This window comes from Flavobacterium sp. SP2 (assembly GCF_057626655.1).
Genome location: NZ_JBVHBT010000001.1, coordinates 263,151 through 284,502 on the forward strand (window position 1 = coordinate 263,151; position 21,352 = coordinate 284,502).

Sequence of the window (21,352 nt, forward strand, 5' to 3'; positions counted from 1 at the left end):
AAATTAAATGACCAACGAACAAACGGCCATAAAAGCTACTTATTTTAGTATAATTGGTAACACCAGTTTGGCCATAGTAAAAGGTCTTGCAGGATTTTTTGGAAATTCTTACGCGCTAATTGCCGATGCAATCGAATCTACAACAGATATTTTTTCATCATTTTTAGTACTTTTTGGTATAAAATATTCAAACAAACCAGCAGATGAGAATCATCCCTACGGTCATGGACGAGCCGAACCTTTAATAACATTTTTAGTCGTAGGATTTCTCATCACATCGGCAACAATTATTGCTTATGAAAGCATTTTAAACATTCAGAAACCACATGATTTACCCAAATCTTGGACACTAATAATTTTAGGCTTAATCATTATTTGGAAAGAAATCTCGTTTCGATTGGTCATGAAACGAAGCATAGAAACAAACAGTTCTTCATTAAAAGCCGATGCTTGGCACCATCGTAGTGATGCAATAACATCAGTTGCAGCGTTTATCGGAATATCTGTTGCCTTGTATTTGGGCAAAGGCTTTGAATCGGCAGACGATTGGGCAGCTCTTTTTGCCTCAGGATTTATTTTATACAACAGTTATTTAATTTTTCGTCCGGCACTTGGCGAAATCATGGACGAGCATTTGTATGATGATTTAATCGAACTCATACGCACCGAATCCAAAAAAGTAGCTGGTGTAATTGATACCGAAAAATGCTTTATTAGAAAATCAGGCATGAAATATCATGTAGACCTTCATGCAATTGTTGACGGAACCATAAATGTGAAAGAAGGTCACGATATCTCACATAAATTAAAAGACACGTTACGTGAACGTATACCCGAATTAGGTCACGTTTTGATACATATTGAACCCAATGAATAAAACTCGAATTGCCATAAACGGTTTTGGCAGAATAGGTAGAAATCTTTTTAGATTAGTATTAAATCATCCTTCCATAGAAGTTGTTGCCATAAATGATATCGCTGATAACAGAACGATGGCACATTTAATAAAATACGATAGCATTCATGGAGTTTTACCATTCAATTGCGGCTATGATGAAGAATCAATTATAGTTGCTGGAAAACACTATACGTTTTTTCATGAAAAATCAATTTCTAATTTAAATTGGGAATCGTTAAATATCGATTTTGTTGTAGAAAGCACTGGAAAATTTAAAACATTTGAAGAAATTAATGCACACCTACTTGCTGGTGCTAAAAAAGTGATTTTGTCTGCGCCATCCGAAGTTGATTCAATTAAAACTGTAGTCTTAGGTGTAAATGAACACATACTAGACGGAACAGAAAAAATAGTTTCCAACGCAAGTTGTACCACCAACAATGCGGCTCCAATGATAAAAGTGATCAATGATTTGTGTGGCATAGAACAAGCCTACATTACAACGGTTCACTCGTACACTACCGATCAAAGTTTGCACGATCAACCACACAAAGATTTACGTAGAGCGCGTGGTGCAAGTCAGTCCATAGTGCCAACAACTACTGGAGCTGCCAAAGCATTAACCAAGATTTTTCCGGAAATGGAAGGAAAAATTGGAGGTTGCGGGATTCGAGTTCCAGTTCCAGATGGATCGCTAACCGATATTACTTTTAACGTAAAAAAAGCAGTGACAATAGAAGAAATAAATGCCGCTTTTTTACTTGCCTCACAAGGAAATCTTAAAGGGATTTTAGATTATACCAACGATCCAATTGTTTCAGTAGACGTTATTGGAAATAAAAATTCATGCTTATTTGACTCTCAATTGACATCGGTAATTGACAAAATGGTTAAAGTTGTTGGATGGTATGATAACGAAATAGGATATTCATCAAGAATTATTGATTTAATTAACTTATTATCTAAATAATTTCTTTATTTTGTAGTCCTAACTAATTCAGCAATACCAATGAGGCAATGCCTTTTATTTATCTGTATATTGTATTCATCATTGCTATTTTCTCAATCTTCAAAACTTGAGAAAAACGATAGTGTAACCTATTATTTGGCTTTAGTTAAATATAATAAAACACTTAATAATTATAAAAATTGCTTGAATTATTCTCAAAAAGCATTAGACATTGCAAAGAAGAATAATGATCAAAAAGCAATTGCTAACAGCTATTCAAACCTTGGTGTCGTATATCTTGAAATTAAAAAGTTTGATGATGCATTAGAAGTTTTAGACAAAAGTATTTCTGTTTTTTCTACACTTGAACCATCTCCACAACAAGCTTTTACCTACTACAACTTAGGAATTTGTTATCTGGAAAAAAATAACTATTTGATGGCTGAAAAAAATTTTGAAACATCAAAATCCATTTATGAAAAATTAAAAATATCGGTTGCAAGCGAAATGATCAACCTTCAAGAAGCAAAAGTTTACTTTAAGAAAGGAAAATTCAATTTAGCCAATAACATCTTTGAAAGCTTACTTATAACCGAAAATCCTGACGGAAATAGTAAAATAAAATCAGAAGCGCTATATTATATTGGGAAAATAGAAATTGAGAAAAAGAGATACAACTTAGCCTTAAATTATCTTGAAAAAGCTTATAAAATTTCGAACGAAGATAAAAACATCGACTTGAAGTCAAAAATTTTATTGTCGTTAAGTGTGGTTTACGAAAATTCAAATAACCTTAAAAAATCAAATTCTTTATTAAAGCAACATCTTAAACTTAGAGATAGTTTGCTTGAAATTAACAACAATAAAATTGATGTACAGGATTTTGAATCGTTTAAAAATTCGGAAAAACTAAGGCTTATTGAACAAATTGATAGAGATAATAAAAATAACGACAAAGCCAACTCATTTGCTAAATTGATAAGCATTTTAGCCATTGCTTTAATTTCGATATTATCACTTCTAAGTTTGTCTTTATACAAAAACAACATACTTCGAAATCAAAGTAACTCACTACTTCAAGAAAAAAATAATGAGTTACTAAAGGCTAAAGAGGATGCAGAAAAAGCGTCTAAAGCAAGAACTGAATTTTTATCAACCGTGAGTCACGAATTGCGTACACCATTAAATGCAATCAACGGAATTACACACTTATTATTAGAAGAAAATCCAAAAAAAGAACAATTAGAATATCTAAATTCTTTGCAGTTTTCAGGTAATTATTTACTAACTTTTATCAACGATATCTTAGAAATAAACCGAATAGAATCGAATAATATTCCGGTAGAAGGAATTTCGTTTAACTTAAAATCGTTACTTTTTAATATTCAAAATTCTTTAAAAGAAATTGCTTTAGAGAATAAAAATACATTTCTACTTGAGGTTGATGAAAAAATTCCATCAAGTTTAATTGGTGATACCACCAAACTTTCGCAAATTTTTATGAATTTAATCAATAATTCGTTGAAATTTACTAAAAATGGTTACGTTAAAGTTGAAGCTAAAATTAATAGTTTTGAACAAAATAATTTGCGAATAGACTTTAAAGTTTCGGATAACGGAATTGGAATTCCTGAAGATAAACAACAAGAAATATTCAATAGTTTCTCACAAGGATCAATTGAAATTAATAGAAAATACGGCGGTACAGGTTTAGGACTAACCATTGTAAAACGATTGATAGAACTACTTGGCGGAACAATTTCGTTAAATAGTAAAGTTGGTCTTGGTTCTACATTTTCATTTTCATTACCATTTCAAATCGATCAGGAAATAATTGCTCCTGTTAAGAAAATAGAGTTCGATCAAAGTATCGTTTACGACAAGAAAATTCTGTTGGTAGAAGACAATAAAATCAACCAAATGATTACCAAAAAAATGCTTGAAAACAAAGGCATGTTTTGTAAAATTGTAGATAACGGAGAAGAATCGGTAGCATTATTAAAAGAAATAAACGATTACGACTTAGTCTTAATGGATGTACATTTACCTGGAATAAACGGTACCATTGCAACCCAACAAATACGAGAATTTAATACTTCATTACCGATAATTGCTTTAACCGCAATCTCCTTAAATGAAAACCGCGAAATGCTTCTTTCTTACGGAATGACCGATGTGATTACCAAGCCATTCGAACCAGAAAAATTCTACAAAATTATTTCTGAAAATTTATCTTAATAATTTAGAATCAATTCTTTAATTAAAATTCGAACTTTAGGCTCAGCTTCTTTAGCTGCTTCAAGAACTTCAGCGTGTGTAATTGTATCGATACTTTCTTCATCACCCATATCGGTAATTACTGATATCCCAAAAGTTTCTAAATCCATGTGTCTTGCCACAATTACTTCGGGCACGGTAGACATTCCAACACAATCGGCGCCAATCGTTTTTACCATTCTATATTCCGATAAAGTTTCAAATGTTGGTCCTTGCAATCCAAGATAAACACCGTCGTGAATTTCAATAGTGTGCTGTTGCGCCAAATCCTTAACCTTTAAAATCATTTTTCGGCTAAAAGGTTCACTCATATTTACAAATCGAGGTCCAAATCGTTCGTCGTTTTTCCCTCTCAATGGATGTTCAGGCATCATATTAATATGATCTTTCAATATTACAATCGAACCCACTTTATAATTTGGATTTACACCGCCAGAAGCATTAGAAACAATCAGTTTCGAAACGCCCAAAAATTTCATGACACGCACAGGAAAGGTAACTTGCTTCATGTCATACCCTTCATAAAAATGAAATCTTCCTTGCATGGCGACCACATTTTTATCTCCAATTGTACCAAAAACCAACGCGCCTTTATGCCCTTCAACAGTAGAAACTGGAAAATTAGGAATATCAGCATAAGGCAATGTATGAACAATGGTAATATCATCTGTAAAACTACCTAATCCTGAACCTAAAATAACACCGTATTCAGGTGTGAAATTGGTTTTCTGTTTGATATAATTAACGGTTTCTTGTACTTCTTCCCACATAATTTAAAATGATTTTATCAAATATTTCTCGCCCAGTAACAAAAGAACTTTTTATGGGTAAATAATATAATTTTTTAGTTTGTAATTTATCGTTTAGCCTCACAAAATCTTTTTCGGTAGTAACAATAATTTTGTCGTTAGCTTTATCTTTTATAGTTTTAATATCCGCATTTGAAAACTCGTGATGGTCAGAAAATAGTAAAGTATCAAAATCACTTACTTTTAAAAAATCAAAAAAAGGTTGTGGTTTCGCTATTCCAGCAACTGCAATTTTATTGCTTTCGAAAACAGTAGTTATATCCAACTTTTGTGTATTAGAATAAATATAGTCATCGTACTCTATAAAAGTAAAAAAGACCGGTTGCTTGCGTCCAATTTTAGCCCTTATTTCTTCTTGTGCAATTTCTGATAAATCTTTCGGACATTTTGTGACAATTATCATGTCGGCACGTTTTGCACCTTTTCTACTTTCACGTAGCATTCCGGTTGGTAACAAATAATCATCGTAAAAAAAATCATCGTACGCTGTCAGTAAAATATAAAATCCAGCTTTAACTTTTCTATGCTGAAAAGCATCGTCTAAAAGAATTACATCGGGTTTTTGAGTCAAAGAAAGTAGTTGTTCAATACCATTCTTTCTATCGGCATCAACAGCAACTTGAACATTTGGAAACTTTTTGTAAAATTGAAACGGTTCATCACCCAAAATTGAAGCATTGGAAGTTTCATTTGCCAAAATAAATCCTTTCGAATTTCTTTTATAGCCTCGGCTCAACGTTGCTATTTTATGTGTATCGGATAACAACCGAATCAAATACTCAATCTGTGGCGACTTTCCAGTTCCTCCAACGCTCAAATTTCCTACAGCAATAATTGGAATATCAAATGAATACGATTTTAAAACTCCTGTATCATAAAGAAAATTTCGTAAATCAGTTATCCATCCGTACAATACGGCAAACGGAAAAAGTAAATACCTAAAGAAAATCATAGTACGAAAGTAGTATTATTATTTTAAAGTTAATTTGTTTATTCGTTAATTTGTTACACAAATCCGCACCATGAAAATTAAAGAGCTTTTACCGATACTTGAAGAATTAGCACCATTATCTTATGCCGAAGATTTTGATAACGTAGGCTTACTAGTTGGCGATAAAGAAGCTGAAGCAACAGGAATATTAGTATGTCACGACGCATTAGAAAGCGTAATTGATGAAGCTATTGCTCAAAATTGCAATCTAGTTGTTTGCTTCCATCCTATACTATTTTCAGGATTAAAAAAAATTACTGGGAAAAACTATGTAGAACGCTCCATTATTAAAGCCATAAAAAATGATATTGCTATTTATGCCGTTCATACCGCTTTGGATAATCACATGAATGGTGTAAACAAAATTTTTTGCGATGCTTTAGGATTGATAAATGCTAAAATTTTAATTCCGAAACCCAATTTCATTCAAAAATTAATTACCTACACAATTCCAGAAAATGCTGAAAAACTGCGAAATTCGCTATTTGAAGCTGGAGCAGGAACTATTGGAAATTATGAAAAATGCAGCTTCAATTCAGATGGTTTTAGCACGTATCAAGGAAATGAAAATAGCAATCCTGTAGTTGGAACTAAAGGTGAACTTACGCAAACCAATGAAGTAAAAATCGAAGTCACATTTGAAAAATACTTACAAAGTAAAATTCTTAAAGCATTGTTTTCAAATCATGTTTATGAAGAAGTTGCATACGAAATTTATGACATTCAGAATACACATCAAAATATAGGTTTAGGAATGATTGCCGAACTGGAAACGCCTTTAAACGAAACTGATTTTCTTCAAATGGTAAAAGAGAAAATGCAATGCGGCGGAATAAGACACAGTGCTTTTACAGGTAAAAAAATTCGTAAAGTCGCTGTTCTTGGTGGTTCAGGTAGTTTTGCGATACCAAATGCTATACAACAAGATGCCGATGCATTTTTAACCTCAGATTTAAAATATCATCAATTTTACGAATCTGAAAATCAAATACTTATAGCCGATATTGGACACTTTGAAAGCGAAAGATATACAAAAAATTATATTGTTGATTTTCTTAAAGAAAAAATTACTAATTTTGCAATCGTTTTATCGCAAGAAAATACAAATCCTGTTAAGTACTTTTAAACTATGGCTACTACAAAAGAATTAAGCGTTGAAGAAAAATTAAGAGCGCTATATGATTTACAATTAATCGACTCAAGAATTGACGAAATAAGAAACGTAAGAGGTGAATTGCCTTTGGAAGTGGAAGATTTAGAAGATGAAGTTGCTGGTTTAACCACTCGTTTAGAAAAATTACAGAGTGATTTAGTTACTATCGAAGACAGTATTAAAACTAAAAAAGTAGCTATCGAAAACCACCAAGCTGCAATTAAAAAATATACTGAACAACAAAAAGATGTTCGTAACAATAGAGAATTCAACTCGTTGACTAAAGAAGTAGAATTTCAAGAATTAGAAATTCAATTAGCAGAAAAACATATTAAGGAATTAAAAGCTTCTATTGAGCATAAAAAAGAAGTCGTTGCTAACTCTAAAGAAAAATTAGAGCAAAAATCGAATCACTTAAAACATAAAAAAGCAGAGTTGAACGACATCATGTCAGAAACTCAAAAAGAAGAGGCTTTTCTTTCTGAAAAATCATCTGAATACGAGGCACAAATCGAAGAACGTTTACTTGCAGCTTACAAAAGAATTCGCAGTAGTGTAAGAAACGGTTTAGCTGTTGTATGTATAGAGCGTGGTGCTTCTGCAGGATCATTCTTTACAATTCCTCCACAAATACAAGTAGAAATTGCTGCAAGAAAAAAAATCATTACCGACGAACATTCGGGAAGAATATTAGTTGATGCCGCTCTTGCTGATGAAGAAAGAGAAAAAATGGAACAACTTTTTGCAAAAATGTAAAAATATAAAACCACGTTAAAAGCGTGGTTTTTTTTTGTTTAAAACCCAAATTCATAGTACATTTATCAAAACTAAATTTGTAAAAAAAAAATAATTTAGTGCAATAAAAAACGTTCGATTTGAAAAAAATTCAATACTTCATAATTACCAAATCCATTGGATTATACATCAATATTTTAAGCCTCTTTGCTCCACAAAAGGCAAAACACCTTGCCTACTCACTTTTTAGTCAACCTCGAAAAGGTCGAATCAAACTAGAAAAATTACCCAAAACCTTATCGCAAGCTGTACAAGAAACATTACACTATAACGAACACAACTTCCAAACTTATACTTGGACTCGAGGTATAAACGAACTGAGCGAAGCTAAAGGCAATGACGAAGTAATTCTACTAGTTCACGGTTGGGAAAGTAACGCATCGCGATGGAAAAAAATGTTGCCGCATCTAAAAAAGTTAGGTAAAACTATTATTGCAATCGATGCACCAGCACACGGTTTAAGTTCCGGAAAAGAATTTAATGTACCGCTTTACACCGAATTTTTGGAAATTGCGGTTCAAAAATACAAACCCAACTATTTAATTGGCCATTCCATCGGTGGCGCAGCCTGCGTATATCATCAAAAAAAATATCCCAATTCAACCATCAGCAAGATGGTTTTGCTTGGCGCACCATCAGATTTACGCATTATTGTCCAAAACTACATCGCTATGTTGAGTTTGAACAACAAAGTACATCACCTAATGCAAAATAAATTCATAGAAAAATTCAATATCAACATCAATGAATTTTCAGGTCACGAATTTGCCAAGAACATACCCATAAAAACCCTAATTGCACACGACACACACGACAATATTGTGGCAGTTGCCGAAGGAAAAAAGTTTGCTTCAGGATTTAAAAACGTAACCTACATCGAAACCAGCGAACTTGGACACAGCTTGCATAACGACGAATTGTACCTACAAATCAATACTTTTTTAGAAGAAGCATAAACGCTTGGGAAGTATCTATAAATTCTTCTTTAAGCTTTCCAATTTATCGTTTTTAAACCTAAAATAAGTTATAAAAAAGGATGTCACTGCAATCTGCTTTTCGGCAAACAGGTATAGGCTACTGACCAACTTCAGGTAAATTTAGAATCATTTTCAAATCAATTTCCGGTTGCAAGAATCGCCTTCAACTTTAAAAAAATCCTATCTTTGCATTATGGAAGACAAACTCACAAGACTAAACAAGTTTTTATCAGAAACAGGCTATTGTTCGCGCAGAGAAGCCGATAAACTCATTGAAAATGGTCGAGTAACCATCAACGGAATTGTACCTGAAATGGGAACCAAAGTCACGCCAACCGACGAAGTTCGAGTAGACGGAAAATTAATACGTGAAAAAACCGAAAAACCAGTCTATCTTGCTTTCAATAAACCACCAGGAATCGAATGCACTACCAACTTAGATGTTCGTGACAACATTGTAGATTACATCAATTATCCGCAACGTATTTTCCCAATTGGACGACTCGACAAAGCCAGCGAAGGACTTATCTTTATGACCAATGACGGCGATATTGTAAACAAAATTCTTCGCGCAAGAAACAACCACGAAAAAGAATATATAGTAACGGTAAATCGTCCGATAACCGATAGATTTATAGAAAGAATGGCAAACGGAATTCCGATTCTAGATACCATTACGCGTAAATGTAAAGTAGAACAAGTAAGCAAAAACGTTTTTAGAATTATATTAACCCAAGGTTTAAACCGCCAAATTCGTAGAATGTGTGAGTATCTTGATTATGATGTAACCGCTTTAAAAAGAACACGAATTATCAATATTTCATTAGACGTTCCGCTTGGACGTTATCGCGATTTAACTGATGAAGAAATTACCGAATTAAACCAGTTAATAGAACCATCAAGTAAGACAGAAGAAGCCAGTTTTCCAAAGGTTAAACCCAACGAAAACAGCTTTAACGGAAATAACAACAGCAACTTCAATAATAGAAATTCCAGAAGATAAATTCATAAATTATAGAACATTAATCCTCAATTGTGTAAAAACAGTTGGGGATTTGTTGCTTAAATTTGGTAACTAACAAAAAAAAATACTTCTGTAAAAAAATACTCCATTCACTATGAAACTAAAATCCAATGAACCCTTTTGGTTAGTAAAAAATGGAATTCTGAATTCGTATCCATCTTTAAGAGAAGACATTTCAGTTGATATTTTAATAGTTGGTGGCGGAATTACAGGAAGTTTAATTGCGCATCAATGCATTAAAGATGGACATAAAACCGCACTCATCGACCGTCGAGAAATCGCAAACGGAAGCACCTCCGCAACAACATCCATGTTACAATATGAAATTGATGTAAAACTGTTTGAACTTATAGATTTAATTGGTGAAAAGGCGGCAGTTGCTAGTTACAAAGCATGTTATAAATCGATAGATGATTTAGGTACAATTGTAAAAACTGTAAAATCAGATTGCGGCTTTGTAAAAAAAGATTCGTTATACTATGCAGCTTTTAAAAAAGATGTTTCTAGTTTGAAGAAAGAATTTGAAGCCAGAAAAAAATATGGTTTTGGTGTAAAATGGTTGGAATCAAAAGAAATTGAAGCCCAATTTGGGATCAAAACTTCGCATGGTGGCATTTTATCTTCTCAAGGCGGAAGCATTGATGCATTTAAATTAGCACACGATATATTGGCTTACAATCATCAAAAAGGATTGGAAATTTATGATAAAAATGACATTGAAATCGTAAATTATTCTAAAAATGGTGTAGAAGTTACAACAGAATACGGAAGTAAAATCAAAGCCAAAAAAATAATTTATTGCAACGGCTTTGAAAGTGTAGAACTCATAAAAGATAAATTTGTAAACTTGCTTTCAACATATGCCATGGTTGGCGAAATAAATGAAGACAATCAGGCAAAATTAAAAGATACTTTATTTTGGAATACCGCCAAGCCTTATATTTATATGAGAACAACAGACGATGGACGATTGTTAATTGGTGGTGAAGACGAAGATTTTGTAAACCCAGAAAAGCGAGATAAGTTGCTTCCAAAAAAATCTGAAAAACTCAAAAAATACCTCAAAAAAATACTTCCCGATTACGATTTCAGAATTGATTTTAATTGGGCTGGAACCTTTGGAGAAACCAAAGACGGATTGCCTTATATTGGTAAGCATCCTGACTTTGAAAACACACTTTTTGTATTGGGATTTGGTGGAAATGGAATAACGTTTTCAGTAATTGGAATGGAGTTGATTTCTGAATTATTAAAAGGAAATTCTCCCGAATTGGCTGATTATTTTAGATTTAGAAGATAAATTTTAGTCCATCCTAAAACTTCAATTCCATAACATAATCTTCCATTAGATATCCATTTCCAATTTCAATATCAACGGTTTCTTTAATTGTGTAGCCGTATTTTTCGTAGAAACCTAAGGCATTATTGTAACGATTTACATTTAAAAGTAAGCCATCATTATCACTTTCAATGGCTTTATTTTTTATAAAATCCATTAACTTTCTTCCTAAACCTTTTCCTTGCGTTTCAGGCAAAACATATATCTTTTGGATTTTAGTTTTATTAGAATTTTCGTAATTTAATTCGTAAGATGCATAACCAAGAAAAACAGCATTTTCTTCCAACAGAAGAAAATGCTGTCCATTAATTCTAAGATTTTCTAAAAAATCTATGTCATAGAATTTATCCAACATAAATTTTAATTGCGCTTCCGAAAGTATTTCACCGTAAGTTGACGGCCAAATTCTATACGCTAAATCTCTTATAATAGAAAGTTGAGCTATGTTTGCTTCAAAAATAATCATACTTATTTTGTTTTCAAACGCTTTTGTTCTCTAGCTAATAAGGTGTTTTTTAATAACATAGCGATAGTCATTGGTCCAACTCCACCTGGAACTGGGGTTATGTACGATGCTTTTTTTGATACCATTTCAAAATCTACATCACCTGTAATTCTATAACCTCGTTCGGTAGTTTCATCTGGAACGCGCGTAATTCCTACATCTATTATTACGGCACCGTCTTTTACCATTTCAGCTTTTAAATAATTAGGAACGCCTAATGCGGTGATAATAATATCGGCTTGAGTGGTTATTTGAGCAATATTTTTAGTATAACTGTGCGTTAAGGTAACCGTTGAATTACCTGGAAAACCTTTTCTACCCATTAAGATACTCATTGGTCGACCTACAATGTGACTTCTTCCTATAACAACAGTATGTTTTCCTTTGGTTTCTACATTGTAACGCTCTAGCAATTCCAAAATTCCGAAAGGTGTTGCCGGAATAAAAGTGGTCATATCCAAAGCCATTTTACCAAAATTTTCTGGGTGAAAACCATCCACATCTTTGCTTGGATCGATTGCCATTAGAATTTTTTGAGTATCAATTTGTTCAGGTAACGGCAGTTGTACAATAAAACCATCGATGTTATCGTCTTCGTTTAATTGCTTAATTTTTTTTAGTAATTCGGTTTCCGATGTTGTACTTGGCATTTTCACCAAAGTAGATTCAAAACCAACCAATTGACATGATTTTACTTTACTTCCAACATAGGTCAAACTTGCACCATCGTTTCCAACAATAATTGCAGCAAGATGGGGTACTTTTTCGCCGTTGGCTTTCATTTGATTTACTTCTGCCGTGATTTCAGATTTGATATCATCGGATACTTTTTTTCCGTCTAATAATTCCATTTTCTTGGTTTGTAGTTATTTGTAAATTGTTGTTGTATTATTTTTAGATAAAAAAAAGACGCGATAAATCGCGTCTCAACTTTTTATTTCATACCGCCCATCATTCGCATCATATTTTTTCCGCCTGGACCTTGCATCATTTTCATCATTTTGCTCATTTGCTCAAACTGCTTTAACAGTTGATTAACTTGCTCTATTTTAGTTCCAGAACCTTTTGCAATTCTAGTTTTTCTTTTCATATCTAGCAAAGCTGGTTTAGATCGTTCTTTTGGTGTCATGGAATGAATGATGGCCTCAATATGTTTAAAAGCATCGTCTTCAATCTCTACATCCTTCAATGCTTTTCCGGCACCAGGAATCATACCAACAAGATCTTTCATGCTACCCATTTTCTTGATTTGTTGTATTTGAGTAAGAAAGTCGTCGAAACCAAATTCGTTTTTAGCAATTTTTTTCTGTAATTTTCTAGCTTCATCTTCATCGTATTGCTCTTGAGCACGTTCTACAAGTGATACAACGTCACCCATACCCAAAATTCTTTCAGCCATACGAGATGGATAAAAGACATCAATAGCATCCATTTTTTCACCAGTTCCGATGAATTTTATAGGTTTGTCAACAACCGATTTGATAGAAATTGCTGCTCCACCACGAGTATCACCGTCTAATTTTGTTAAAATAACTCCATCAAAATTCAATCTGTCGTTAAATGCTTTAGCAGTATTTACGGCATCTTGACCAGTCATAGAATCTACAACAAATAACGTTTCATGCGGTTGAATAGCTTTGTGAACATTGGCAATTTCGTTCATCATTTCCTCGTCTACTGCCAATCGACCAGCGGTATCTACAATTACAACATTGAAACCATTGGCTTTTGCATACGCAATTGCTTTTTGAGAAATATCAACTGGATTTTTATTTTCTGGCTCTGAGTAAACCTCTACTCCTATTTGATCACCAACAACATGCAATTGATTGATTGCCGCTGGACGATAAATATCACACGCAACAAGTAGCGGTTTTTTATTTTTTTTCGTTTTTAAATAGTTGGCAAGTTTACCAGAGAAAGTTGTTTTTCCTGAACCTTGTAAACCTGACATTAAAATTACTGTTGGATTGCCCGAAAGATTAATTCCGGCTGCGTCGCCACCCATAAGTTCGGTAAGTTCGTCTTTAACGATTTTTACCATTAATTGTCCCGGTTGCAACGTAGTCAATACGTCTTGACCAATAGCTTTTTCTTTAACTCGTGTTGTAAAATCTTTAGCGATTTTAAAATTAACATCGGCATCAAGCAAGGCACGACGCACTTCTTTTAGTGTATCGGCAACGTTGACTTCGGTGATTTTTCCATGACCTTTTAGGATATGGAATGCTTTATCTAATTTATCGCTTAAATTATTGAACATAGTTTTTATTTTTATTGAAGTGCAAATATAAGATAAAGGAATAGAGCATCAAAAAATGATGAATGTAATTTTTTTAAATTTTTAGGTAGGGTATTTTAATCCTTACTTGTTTCATATCTGTAAACAAAAAATAAACTATTATGAAAAACAGAAAAATTTTATCAGGATTTCTTGCTGTATTATTAGCAACAGCTACCTCTTGTAGCAATGATGACAATCAACCATCAGAAAATTTGAAAATTCAGGCAAAAGCTACTTACACTGGAGCTTCGGCAAGAGCTGTAAATGCTGTTAGTATTACAGAATTTCAAATCAATTTGAAAAATATTGAATTTGAATTGGATGATGATTTTTATGATGACGACGATGACAACTATGGTGATGGTTTTTATGGCGATGACGACGAATTCAGACTTAGCGGTCCATTTGAATTGGATTTATTAAATGGTCCAGCTACAATTACATCGTTAAACATTCCGAACGGAGTTTATGAAGAAGTACAATTCAACATGCATAAAAGTATCAATGCTGCTAGCCCTTTGTTCAATAAATCGGTTCAAATAAAAGGTACGATTAATGATACACCTTTTGTTTTTTGGCATGACATTAGTGAAGAATTCGAAATTGATTATGATGATGCTAATCAAAATCTGACCATTACAAACGGTAATGCTACTATAGTTTTTGATTTTAATTTAGATGCTGTTTTAGCTTCTGTAGATTTAACAACTGCTACTGATGGTAACAATGATGGTCTTATCGAAATTAGTCCGGTTGATACAGATGGTAATAACGCTTTAGCTAATTTAATTAAGAACAAAATTAAAGATGCAACCGATTTGTATGATGACAATGATGATGACGGAAACGATGACGATGATGACGATGATAGTGATGATGATGGCAGAATAAAATCAGTAAAATAAATTACTTTTTTAAAATTTATAAAGGTTCAAATGACAATTCATTTGAACCTTTTTTTTATGTTTATTTATAACAAAGACGCAAAATTAAACAGCACTGATTACCTGCACTATAATTTATTTTAAAAAAAGTAACTGCAATTCAAAAGTTAGAGCTTAGGCAACATGCGATACAATACGAATAAAAAGACTATTTAAATCACGGTTGGTTAAAGTTGACTGTAATAGGAAATCTAACTGATTTCTTTTCTGTAGAAGTGCATGGATAATTTTTAAACCACTCGCGAGTAATGACATCTGATTCCTTTTTTGCCCATTCACTAAATGATTTTAATTTGCCTTGCGATACTTCAAAATCATGAACTTGGCATTTTTCATCAACTGTGAAACTAATAATTATCCTGTCACTTACTATATTTTGTACTTCAGCATCATTATAAACGGCAGGTGCAATTTCAAAATTAAATACAGATGGTTTTATCCACTTTGCCTCGCCTCCTTGTGCATGTACTTTACAACTGCAGATTAAAAATAAAATTGAAATTTTGAAGTATTTCATCGACTTATATTTTTTAAATTTTCACCAAATGCTAAGGTAAATTTTTTTCAACAATTAACTTGTATAAAATATTTAATTCAGATTTCAATTACGCCAAGATCATAAAAAAAAATAGGTATCAAAAGAAATTTGTACACAAAAAAACCATTCAAATTATGAATGGTTTCTTGGCATGCGTAATGTAGGTTAAATTAATTTTTTTCTAAAGTCAAATAATCGGTTCCACCGTTTCCTCCACTCACATCAATCAATTCGATTTTGGTTGAAGTTCTTGACACAATATCCCAATCATCTGATAAATCTGCAAAATTAGCTGGCGATGTAAACAAAATGTTGAAATCTAAATCACTACTTGGATTATCATCATCGCTATCATCATCATTTGTTACCGACCACGAACCTGTATACGTATTGGTTCCATTAGAGGCCGTTAACACATTTGATGAACCAAATGTGAAATTATATCCCGTAAAATTGTTAGTTTCGTCGGAATCGGTATCAAAATAATACGTTACACGCCATGTTCCTGAAGTTACCGTATTGATAACTGGAGTTGGGTCGGAAGATGAATTATTGTTATCATCGTCGCTGCTGCAAGTCGATGCCATACTCATAAAAAATACGACTGATAAAAAAGGAATTAAGGCTATTTTTTTTCCTCTTTCTAATAATGTGTTGCTTCTCGTTTTTGTCTTCTTTGTGTTCATAATATTGTTTTATTTGTTGTTGGTTTCTAATTTTTGGTAAAATATAAATAATCGGTTTCTCCGCCGCTAACGTGTTTTAGTTTGACTACAGTTGAAGAGTATTCTGTAATCTCCCAATCTTCTTCTAATTCATCTAAATTGGAATCGTTAAAATCTAGTTCCATTATATCATCGCCATTATCAACATAATTACTCCAATTTCCGCTAGTTGTCGCCGAAGCTTTAACTACCGTAATACTACCTGATGCAGAAAACGTAAAATTATAGCCTATGTAGTCGCTTGTATCGTTATCATCGTCTTCGAAAAAATAGGAAATATACCATGTTCCATTTGTAATAACATCAGAAAAAGCTGCGCTTCCACCACCGCCGCCGGAATTATCATCACAATCATCTATGGATTCTTCAATAACATCTTCTAACTGGCTGTTACTCGAAATTACCACATTGTTTCCATTGGAATCTGTAACGGAAATTGGAAAGTTTATAGCAATAAATTCGTTATCATCTAAATCTTCTATAAAATTATAAAACTGAGTGTCGCTATTTATAGTCAAAGTGCTGGCTAATTGATTATTACTATCATAAATATTCAATACAACAGGATAATTTATGGTAACGCAATCTATTTCATTAAAATCATCGTCTTCATCGCAATCGTCTAAAACATCATCTAAAGCATCTGCATTATTGATGACTTGTGTAGAAAAATTTTGATATTGAATCGTTATTGGATAAATAAAATTCACAATATCATCATCGTCAGAAAAGGCATCAATGGCATCTTGAACCGTTTGATAATCGGCTTCGGTAGCTACAACTACATTCGCACCATTCACAATAACGGTTACTGGCAATTGCACACTAAAACAACTAGAATTATCTAAAACATTATCTTGTGAAGTCGTATTTTGTGACACTCTAGATAATAAATTTACCAATGGAGAAGTTTTATTTAAATTTTGCGCTGGATCTTGAATCACTTCGTTTTCTTCCTTTTGACAAGAGAAAAATAGAATAGATAAAAGTCCTAATAAAATATATTGACATGTTCTCATAATGTATACTTATTTGATGTAAAACAATCGGATCAATTAAAACCCTACCTAAAATAAAAAAAATAATTATATTTACGCTACGTTACAAATAATAAAATTCCAAAAGAAAAAATGACGGATACGTGCCAAGAAAATGTTTTTTCAGAATTCTTTAAAAATCATGTAAAACAATTACGAAATTTTTTGCTTTATAAATTTGGAAATCAAGATCAAGCAGAAGATGCCACACAAGAAGCTTTCATCAAACTTTGGCAAAATTGTGCTGATGTTCCTCTAGAAAAAGCCAAATCTTATATTTACACCATTGCAAATAATACTACTTTAAATGTTATTGCGCATCAGAAAGTGGTTGTGAATTATCAAAAAAATAATGCTCTTAATGACAGATCCAATGAAAATCCAGAATTTTTATTAGAAGAAGAACAATTCAAATCGAAATTATTACATGCCATTGATCGATTAAATGAAACGCAGCGTGTAGCTTTCTTAATGCATCGAATTGACGGAAAAAAATATGCTCAAATTGCTGAAGAACTAAATATTAGTGTAAAAGCGGTTGAAAAACGAATTCATTTAGCCTTAGTCGAATTGCGTAAAGAATTTGAAAACTTTAAGTAGGGTAAATTTAAAGTAGCTTGTTATATTGAAGTGATACTGAAATTATGGAAGAAAATTACAAATTAGCCAAATGGCTTGAAGGTGAAATGAGCGATGCAGAATTGAAAGAATTTCAAACTGATCCTGACTTTCCATTGTATGAAAAAATAAAACTATATTCATCACAATTGGAAACACCTGCATTGGATGAACACAAAATATTAAACTCCGTTTTAGAAACTAAAAAACAAACTCCAAAAGTAGTTGCAATACAACCAAATTGGTTTATGCGAATTGCAGCTGTGTTAGTAATTGGATTCGGATTATTTTTTACTTACAACACAATCACGCCGACTACGCAAACCGCAGAAAACGGAAAGCAAACTACCTTTTTATTACCCGATAATTCTGAAGTAGTATTAAACTCGGGTTCGCAAATTGATTATAAAAAATGGAACTGGGACAATAATAGAAAATTGGACTTAAATGGCGAAGCCTACTTTAAAGTTGCCAAAGGAAAAAAATTTGAAGTCAATACCAACTTGGGTAATGTAAGTGTTCTTGGCACACAATTTAACGTGAAAGCAAGAAAAAATCGCTTTGATGTAGTGTGCTTTGAAGGTAAAGTAAAAGTCAAAATCAATACGCAAGAAGTGATTTTAACTCCAGGTCAAATGGTTTCTTTTGATGGAAATCAGAAGATTATAAGCAAAACTATTTCGGATGCCAAACCACTTTGGCTTTCTAACGAATTATCATTTGAAAAAGAAAAAATAACAGCTGTTTTAGAAGAAATTCAAAGGCAATACAATGTTACAATTGACACTAAAAGCATCACATCAGACCAATTATTTACTGGTAAAATCCCAACCAATAATATTGATGTAGCCTTAAAAACAATAACCTCAATCTATCACTTAAAATATTCAAAATCTACTAATTCCAACTATGTCATTGAAGAAATAAAGTGAAAGTAACTAAGTTTTTGTCTTCATTTTTAATGTCTTTAGTTTTTGTTTTGAGTGCATTTGCTCAAGACAAAAATGAGGCGATGTTATTGACAAAAATTCTTGAAAAAATTGAGCAAAAACACAATGTTAAATTTAATTATATTGACGACGAGCTTGCTATATTCAAAATTATTCCTCCCAAAAACTCTTTAACATTAATCGAAAAGCTCGATTATATTTCTGATAAAACGCGGTTAAAATTTCAATTTACTTCTAAAACTTATATTGCAGTAATCAATAATAAAGAACTTGACAAGCCTCTTTGCGGATATCTTCTAGACGCCGAAACTAATCTGCCAATTGCGTATGCTAATGTCAAAGTAATTGGAACAAATTATGCGACTTCAACTGCTGAAAATGGCTATTTTGAATTGAATATAAAATCGATAAACCCACTTGAATTTACCCATGTAAATTACGAGAAACGAGCTATTCAATCTATTGATTTATATACAAATACTTGCCCGAATTTATCGTTAAAACCGTTGTTAAATGAATTATCAGAAGTGGTAACCCAGACTTATTTAACCAAAGGTATTACAAAAAAACTAGACGGAACTTTTGAAATAAAACCCAAAAAATTTGGCCTTCTTCCTGGTCTAACCGAACCCGATGTATTTGAAACTTTAAAACAAATTCCCGGAATTACTAGCACCGATGAAACCATTTCGAACCTCAATGTTCGTGGCGGAACACACGATCAGAATTTGTTTTTATGGAACGGAATTCGGCTTTTTCAAACAGGGCATTTCTTTGGATTGATATCTGCTTTAAATCCGAATTTAGCCAATACCATTACAATTACTAAAAACGGAAGTTCTCCTTTTTACGGAGAAAGTGTTTCTAGTGTTGTCGATATTTCTACCCATAAAAATACATCCGAAAAAACCAACGGTTCTATAGGAATTAACATGATTAGTGCCGATATTAATGCCAAGTTTAAAACCTCTAAAAATTCAAATTTCGAACTAAGTGCACGCCGTTCACACACCGATTTTATCAATTCGCCAACGTATAAAAATTACTACAATAGAATTTTTCAAAATACAGCTGTAACCAATCTTACTAATGATCAAGTAATTAATTATACTAATAATGAAGATTTTTATTTTTACGATTTTTCATTACAATTTGACCAGAAAATCAATTCGAAAATAGATTTGAATATCGATTTAATTTCGATAAATAATTTATTGGAATTCAATGAATCCAAAGAAGAAAATGCTATTTTAATTACTAAAAACAGTTCGTTGGAACAACATACTTTGGGCGGAAATGTCACGTTAAAAGTGAATTGGAATACCAAAAATCAATCGGAAATAAATGTCTATGGTTCGTATTACACGATTGAATCTGAAAATGAATCGATACAAAGTAATCAAATATTGAATCAAGAAAATACCATTTTAGATACTGGAATTAAAATCAAAAACAGCCATCAAATTACAACAAATTGGAAATTCAACAACGGGTATCAATTCAACGAAATCGGAATTAGAAATTTTGATCGAATCAACAGTCCCATTTTTTCAAGAAAAATTAAAGATGTTTTACACAGTCATTCTGTAATTGGAGAGTTGCAATATTCTTCTGAAAACAATAAACTTCGAACCGCTTTTGGATTACGCCAAAGCTATATTACCCAACTTGAAGAATATTTAGTTGAACCTCGATTACAATTTAATTATTCGTTTTCTAAATTCTTCTTTGCCGAAATTTTAGCCGAAAGAAAAAGTCAAGTAACTTCACAAATTGTCGATTTGCAACAAGATTTTCTTGGTGTCGAAAAACGCCGTTGGATTTTGGCAAACAAGGAAACGATTCCTGTGGTAAAAAGCAATCAAGTTTCGGTTGGATTCACGTTTAAGAAGAACAATTGGCTGCTAACTTTAGACAATTTTTATAAATCGGTAAACGGAATTACAAGCATGAGTCAGGGATTTCAAAACCAATTGGAATTTTCAAGAATAAACGGAAAGTATACCGTTGTTGGATCTGAATTTTTAATTCAGAAGCAGTTGCGTAATGTTACCGCTTGGCTAAGTTATACGTATACCGATAACAAATATAATTTTGAAAGTTTTTCAACCAATGCTTTTCCTAATAATTATGAAATCAATCACAATGTAGGAATGGCGCTGATTTATGATTATCAAAAATTAAAAATGGCGCTGGGTTCACGATGGTTTACAGGAAAACCCAATACATTGCCGTCAAATTCATTGCCCATCTTTAATACACCTGATAATCCTGAAATTGGCTATCGAAATCCAAATTCTACCAATCTTGAAGATTATTTTCAGCTGAATTTCTCAAGCAGTTATAAAGTTGCAATCGGTGAAAAATCGAATTTACTTTTCGGATGCTCTGTTCAAAATTTATTGGATTCAAAAATTATAATCAATCAAAATTTTCGAGTAAATACCAATACGAATTCTATCGAGCAAGTAAATACGTTTGCGTTAGAAAGAACGTTTAATGCGTTCTTAAGGTATAATTTTTAAATAAAAAAGGTTGA

General features: G+C 32.4%; 20 protein-coding genes. 12 read left to right on the top strand and 8 right to left on the bottom strand.

The window, feature by feature from the left end; translation table 11 throughout:
• Positions 1–7 precede the first annotated feature (7 nt).
• From ACZ098_RS01380 to ACZ098_RS01390, 3 genes are read left to right on the top strand one after another with little or no spacing between them, the layout of a single operon-like run.
• Complete coding sequence (locus ACZ098_RS01380; RefSeq protein ID WP_487309936.1) at positions 8–877, top strand: cation diffusion facilitator family transporter; 870 nt, start codon at positions 8–10, stop codon at positions 875–877.
• Positions 870–1,868: a type I glyceraldehyde-3-phosphate dehydrogenase gene (gene gap, locus ACZ098_RS01385; RefSeq protein ID WP_487309937.1), complete on the top strand. Its 999-nt coding sequence runs from the start codon at positions 870–872 to the stop codon at positions 1,866–1,868. The genes ACZ098_RS01380 and gap overlap by 8 nt, the downstream gene beginning before the upstream one ends.
• A 39-nt stretch (positions 1,869–1,907) precedes the next feature.
• Entirely contained in the window at positions 1,908–4,085 is a 2,178-nt protein-coding gene (locus ACZ098_RS01390) for a tetratricopeptide repeat protein (RefSeq protein ID WP_487309938.1), read from the top strand.
• Here ACZ098_RS01390 and ACZ098_RS01395 read toward each other — a convergent pair.
• Entirely contained in the window at positions 4,082–4,894 is an 813-nt protein-coding gene (locus ACZ098_RS01395; protein ID WP_487309939.1) for a purine-nucleoside phosphorylase, read from the bottom strand. The genes ACZ098_RS01390 and ACZ098_RS01395 overlap by 4 nt on opposite strands.
• Positions 4,866–5,885 carry a tetraacyldisaccharide 4'-kinase gene (gene lpxK / locus ACZ098_RS01400; protein WP_487309940.1) on the bottom strand — a complete coding sequence of 340 codons (1,020 nt, stop codon included), beginning with the start codon at positions 5,883–5,885 and terminating at the stop codon, positions 4,866–4,868. Before lpxK ends, ACZ098_RS01395 begins: the two co-directional genes overlap by 29 nt.
• A gap of 70 nt (positions 5,886–5,955) precedes the next feature.
• Between lpxK and ACZ098_RS01405 the strand changes: the two genes are divergently transcribed.
• The 5 genes from ACZ098_RS01405 to ACZ098_RS01425 all read left to right on the top strand — a co-directional run bounded on the left by ACZ098_RS01405 (position 5,956) and on the right by ACZ098_RS01425 (position 11,173).
• Positions 5,956–7,050, top strand: coding sequence for a Nif3-like dinuclear metal center hexameric protein (locus ACZ098_RS01405; protein WP_487309941.1), 1,095 nt, complete (start codon positions 5,956–5,958; stop codon positions 7,048–7,050).
• A gap of 3 nt (positions 7,051–7,053) precedes the next feature.
• On the top strand, positions 7,054–7,833 hold the full coding sequence (locus ACZ098_RS01410; protein ID WP_487309942.1) for a zinc ribbon domain-containing protein: 780 nt from the start codon (positions 7,054–7,056) through the stop codon (positions 7,831–7,833).
• 119 nt (positions 7,834–7,952) lie between these two features.
• Complete coding sequence (locus ACZ098_RS01415; RefSeq protein ID WP_487309943.1) at positions 7,953–8,828, top strand: alpha/beta hydrolase; 876 nt, start codon at positions 7,953–7,955, stop codon at positions 8,826–8,828.
• A 214-nt stretch (positions 8,829–9,042) separates the two neighbouring features.
• Entirely contained in the window at positions 9,043–9,852 is an 810-nt protein-coding gene (gene rluF, locus ACZ098_RS01420) for a 23S rRNA pseudouridine(2604) synthase RluF (protein ID WP_487309944.1), read from the top strand.
• A gap of 115 nt (positions 9,853–9,967) precedes the next feature.
• Positions 9,968–11,173, top strand: a complete 1,206-nt coding sequence (locus ACZ098_RS01425; protein WP_487309945.1) for an NAD(P)/FAD-dependent oxidoreductase — start codon at positions 9,968–9,970, stop codon at positions 11,171–11,173.
• Between the two features lie 13 nt (positions 11,174–11,186).
• Here the strand turns inward: ACZ098_RS01425 and ACZ098_RS01430 are convergent, their stop codons facing one another.
• The 3 genes from ACZ098_RS01430 to ffh all read right to left on the bottom strand — a co-directional run bounded on the left by ACZ098_RS01430 (position 11,187) and on the right by ffh (position 13,980).
• Complete coding sequence (locus ACZ098_RS01430) at positions 11,187–11,678, bottom strand: N-acetyltransferase family protein (protein WP_487309946.1); 492 nt, start codon at positions 11,676–11,678, stop codon at positions 11,187–11,189.
• Between the two features lie 2 nt (positions 11,679–11,680).
• Positions 11,681–12,568, bottom strand: coding sequence for a bifunctional 5,10-methylenetetrahydrofolate dehydrogenase/5,10-methenyltetrahydrofolate cyclohydrolase (locus ACZ098_RS01435; RefSeq protein WP_487309947.1), 888 nt, complete (start codon positions 12,566–12,568; stop codon positions 11,681–11,683).
• Between the two features lie 83 nt (positions 12,569–12,651).
• Positions 12,652–13,980 (bottom strand): signal recognition particle protein, encoded by a 1,329-nt coding sequence (ffh, locus tag ACZ098_RS01440; RefSeq protein WP_487309948.1) that lies wholly within the window; start codon positions 13,978–13,980, stop codon positions 12,652–12,654.
• 140 nt (positions 13,981–14,120) lie between these two features.
• Between ffh and ACZ098_RS01445 the strand changes: the two genes are divergently transcribed.
• Positions 14,121–14,906, top strand: a complete 786-nt coding sequence (locus ACZ098_RS01445; protein WP_487309949.1) for a hypothetical protein — start codon at positions 14,121–14,123, stop codon at positions 14,904–14,906.
• A 196-nt stretch (positions 14,907–15,102) separates the two neighbouring features.
• Here ACZ098_RS01445 and ACZ098_RS01450 read toward each other — a convergent pair whose 3' ends face one another.
• From ACZ098_RS01450 to ACZ098_RS01460, 3 genes are all read right to left on the bottom strand, one after another.
• Positions 15,103–15,462, bottom strand: coding sequence for a hypothetical protein (locus ACZ098_RS01450; RefSeq protein WP_487309950.1), 360 nt, complete (start codon positions 15,460–15,462; stop codon positions 15,103–15,105).
• Between the two features lie 191 nt (positions 15,463–15,653).
• Positions 15,654–16,169 (bottom strand): hypothetical protein, encoded by a 516-nt coding sequence (locus tag ACZ098_RS01455; protein ID WP_487309951.1) that lies wholly within the window; start codon positions 16,167–16,169, stop codon positions 15,654–15,656.
• Positions 16,170–16,195: 26 nt separating this feature from the next.
• Positions 16,196–17,227 carry a hypothetical protein gene (locus ACZ098_RS01460; RefSeq protein WP_487309952.1) on the bottom strand — a complete coding sequence of 344 codons (1,032 nt, stop codon included), beginning with the start codon at positions 17,225–17,227 and terminating at the stop codon, positions 16,196–16,198.
• A 111-nt stretch (positions 17,228–17,338) separates the two neighbouring features.
• On the opposite strand from ACZ098_RS01460, the gene ACZ098_RS01465 reads away from it, so the two are divergent.
• From ACZ098_RS01465 to ACZ098_RS01475, 3 genes are read left to right on the top strand one after another with little or no spacing between them, the layout of a single operon-like run.
• On the top strand, positions 17,339–17,845 hold the full coding sequence (locus tag ACZ098_RS01465; protein WP_487309953.1) for an RNA polymerase sigma factor: 507 nt from the start codon (positions 17,339–17,341) through the stop codon (positions 17,843–17,845).
• 44 nt (positions 17,846–17,889) lie between these two features.
• Positions 17,890–18,795, top strand: coding sequence for a FecR family protein (locus ACZ098_RS01470; RefSeq protein ID WP_487309954.1), 906 nt, complete (start codon positions 17,890–17,892; stop codon positions 18,793–18,795).
• Positions 18,792–21,338 carry a TonB-dependent receptor gene (locus tag ACZ098_RS01475; protein WP_487309955.1) on the top strand — a complete coding sequence of 849 codons (2,547 nt, stop codon included), beginning with the start codon at positions 18,792–18,794 and terminating at the stop codon, positions 21,336–21,338. The genes ACZ098_RS01470 and ACZ098_RS01475 overlap by 4 nt, the downstream gene beginning before the upstream one ends.
• Positions 21,339–21,352: the final 14 nt, after the last annotated feature.

Bases quoted from the DNA above. Each gene is read 5' to 3' on its own strand.
- ACZ098_RS01380 (WP_487309936.1), top strand. From the start codon at position 8: ATGACCAACGAACAAACGGCCATAAAAGCTACTTATTTTAGTATAATT.
- gap (WP_487309937.1), top strand. From the start codon at position 870: ATGAATAAAACTCGAATTGCCATAAACGGTTTTGGCAGAATAGGTAGA.
- ACZ098_RS01390 (WP_487309938.1), top strand. From the start codon at position 1,908: ATGAGGCAATGCCTTTTATTTATCTGTATATTGTATTCATCATTGCTA.
- ACZ098_RS01395 (WP_487309939.1), bottom strand. From the start codon at position 4,894: ATGTGGGAAGAAGTACAAGAAACCGTTAATTATATCAAACAGAAAACC.
- lpxK (WP_487309940.1), bottom strand. From the start codon at position 5,885: ATGATTTTCTTTAGGTATTTACTTTTTCCGTTTGCCGTATTGTACGGA.
- ACZ098_RS01405 (WP_487309941.1), top strand. From the start codon at position 5,956: ATGAAAATTAAAGAGCTTTTACCGATACTTGAAGAATTAGCACCATTA.
- ACZ098_RS01410 (WP_487309942.1), top strand. From the start codon at position 7,054: ATGGCTACTACAAAAGAATTAAGCGTTGAAGAAAAATTAAGAGCGCTA.
- rluF (WP_487309944.1), top strand. From the start codon at position 9,043: ATGGAAGACAAACTCACAAGACTAAACAAGTTTTTATCAGAAACAGGC.
- ACZ098_RS01425 (WP_487309945.1), top strand. From the start codon at position 9,968: ATGAAACTAAAATCCAATGAACCCTTTTGGTTAGTAAAAAATGGAATT.
- ACZ098_RS01430 (WP_487309946.1), bottom strand. From the start codon at position 11,678: ATGATTATTTTTGAAGCAAACATAGCTCAACTTTCTATTATAAGAGAT.
- ACZ098_RS01435 (WP_487309947.1), bottom strand. From the start codon at position 12,568: ATGGAATTATTAGACGGAAAAAAAGTATCCGATGATATCAAATCTGAA.
- ffh (WP_487309948.1), bottom strand. From the start codon at position 13,980: ATGTTCAATAATTTAAGCGATAAATTAGATAAAGCATTCCATATCCTA.
- ACZ098_RS01445 (WP_487309949.1), top strand. From the start codon at position 14,121: ATGAAAAACAGAAAAATTTTATCAGGATTTCTTGCTGTATTATTAGCA.
- ACZ098_RS01450 (WP_487309950.1), bottom strand. From the start codon at position 15,462: ATGAAATACTTCAAAATTTCAATTTTATTTTTAATCTGCAGTTGTAAA.
- ACZ098_RS01455 (WP_487309951.1), bottom strand. From the start codon at position 16,169: ATGAACACAAAGAAGACAAAAACGAGAAGCAACACATTATTAGAAAGA.
- ACZ098_RS01460 (WP_487309952.1), bottom strand. From the start codon at position 17,227: ATGAGAACATGTCAATATATTTTATTAGGACTTTTATCTATTCTATTT.
- ACZ098_RS01465 (WP_487309953.1), top strand. From the start codon at position 17,339: ATGACGGATACGTGCCAAGAAAATGTTTTTTCAGAATTCTTTAAAAAT.
- ACZ098_RS01470 (WP_487309954.1), top strand. From the start codon at position 17,890: ATGGAAGAAAATTACAAATTAGCCAAATGGCTTGAAGGTGAAATGAGC.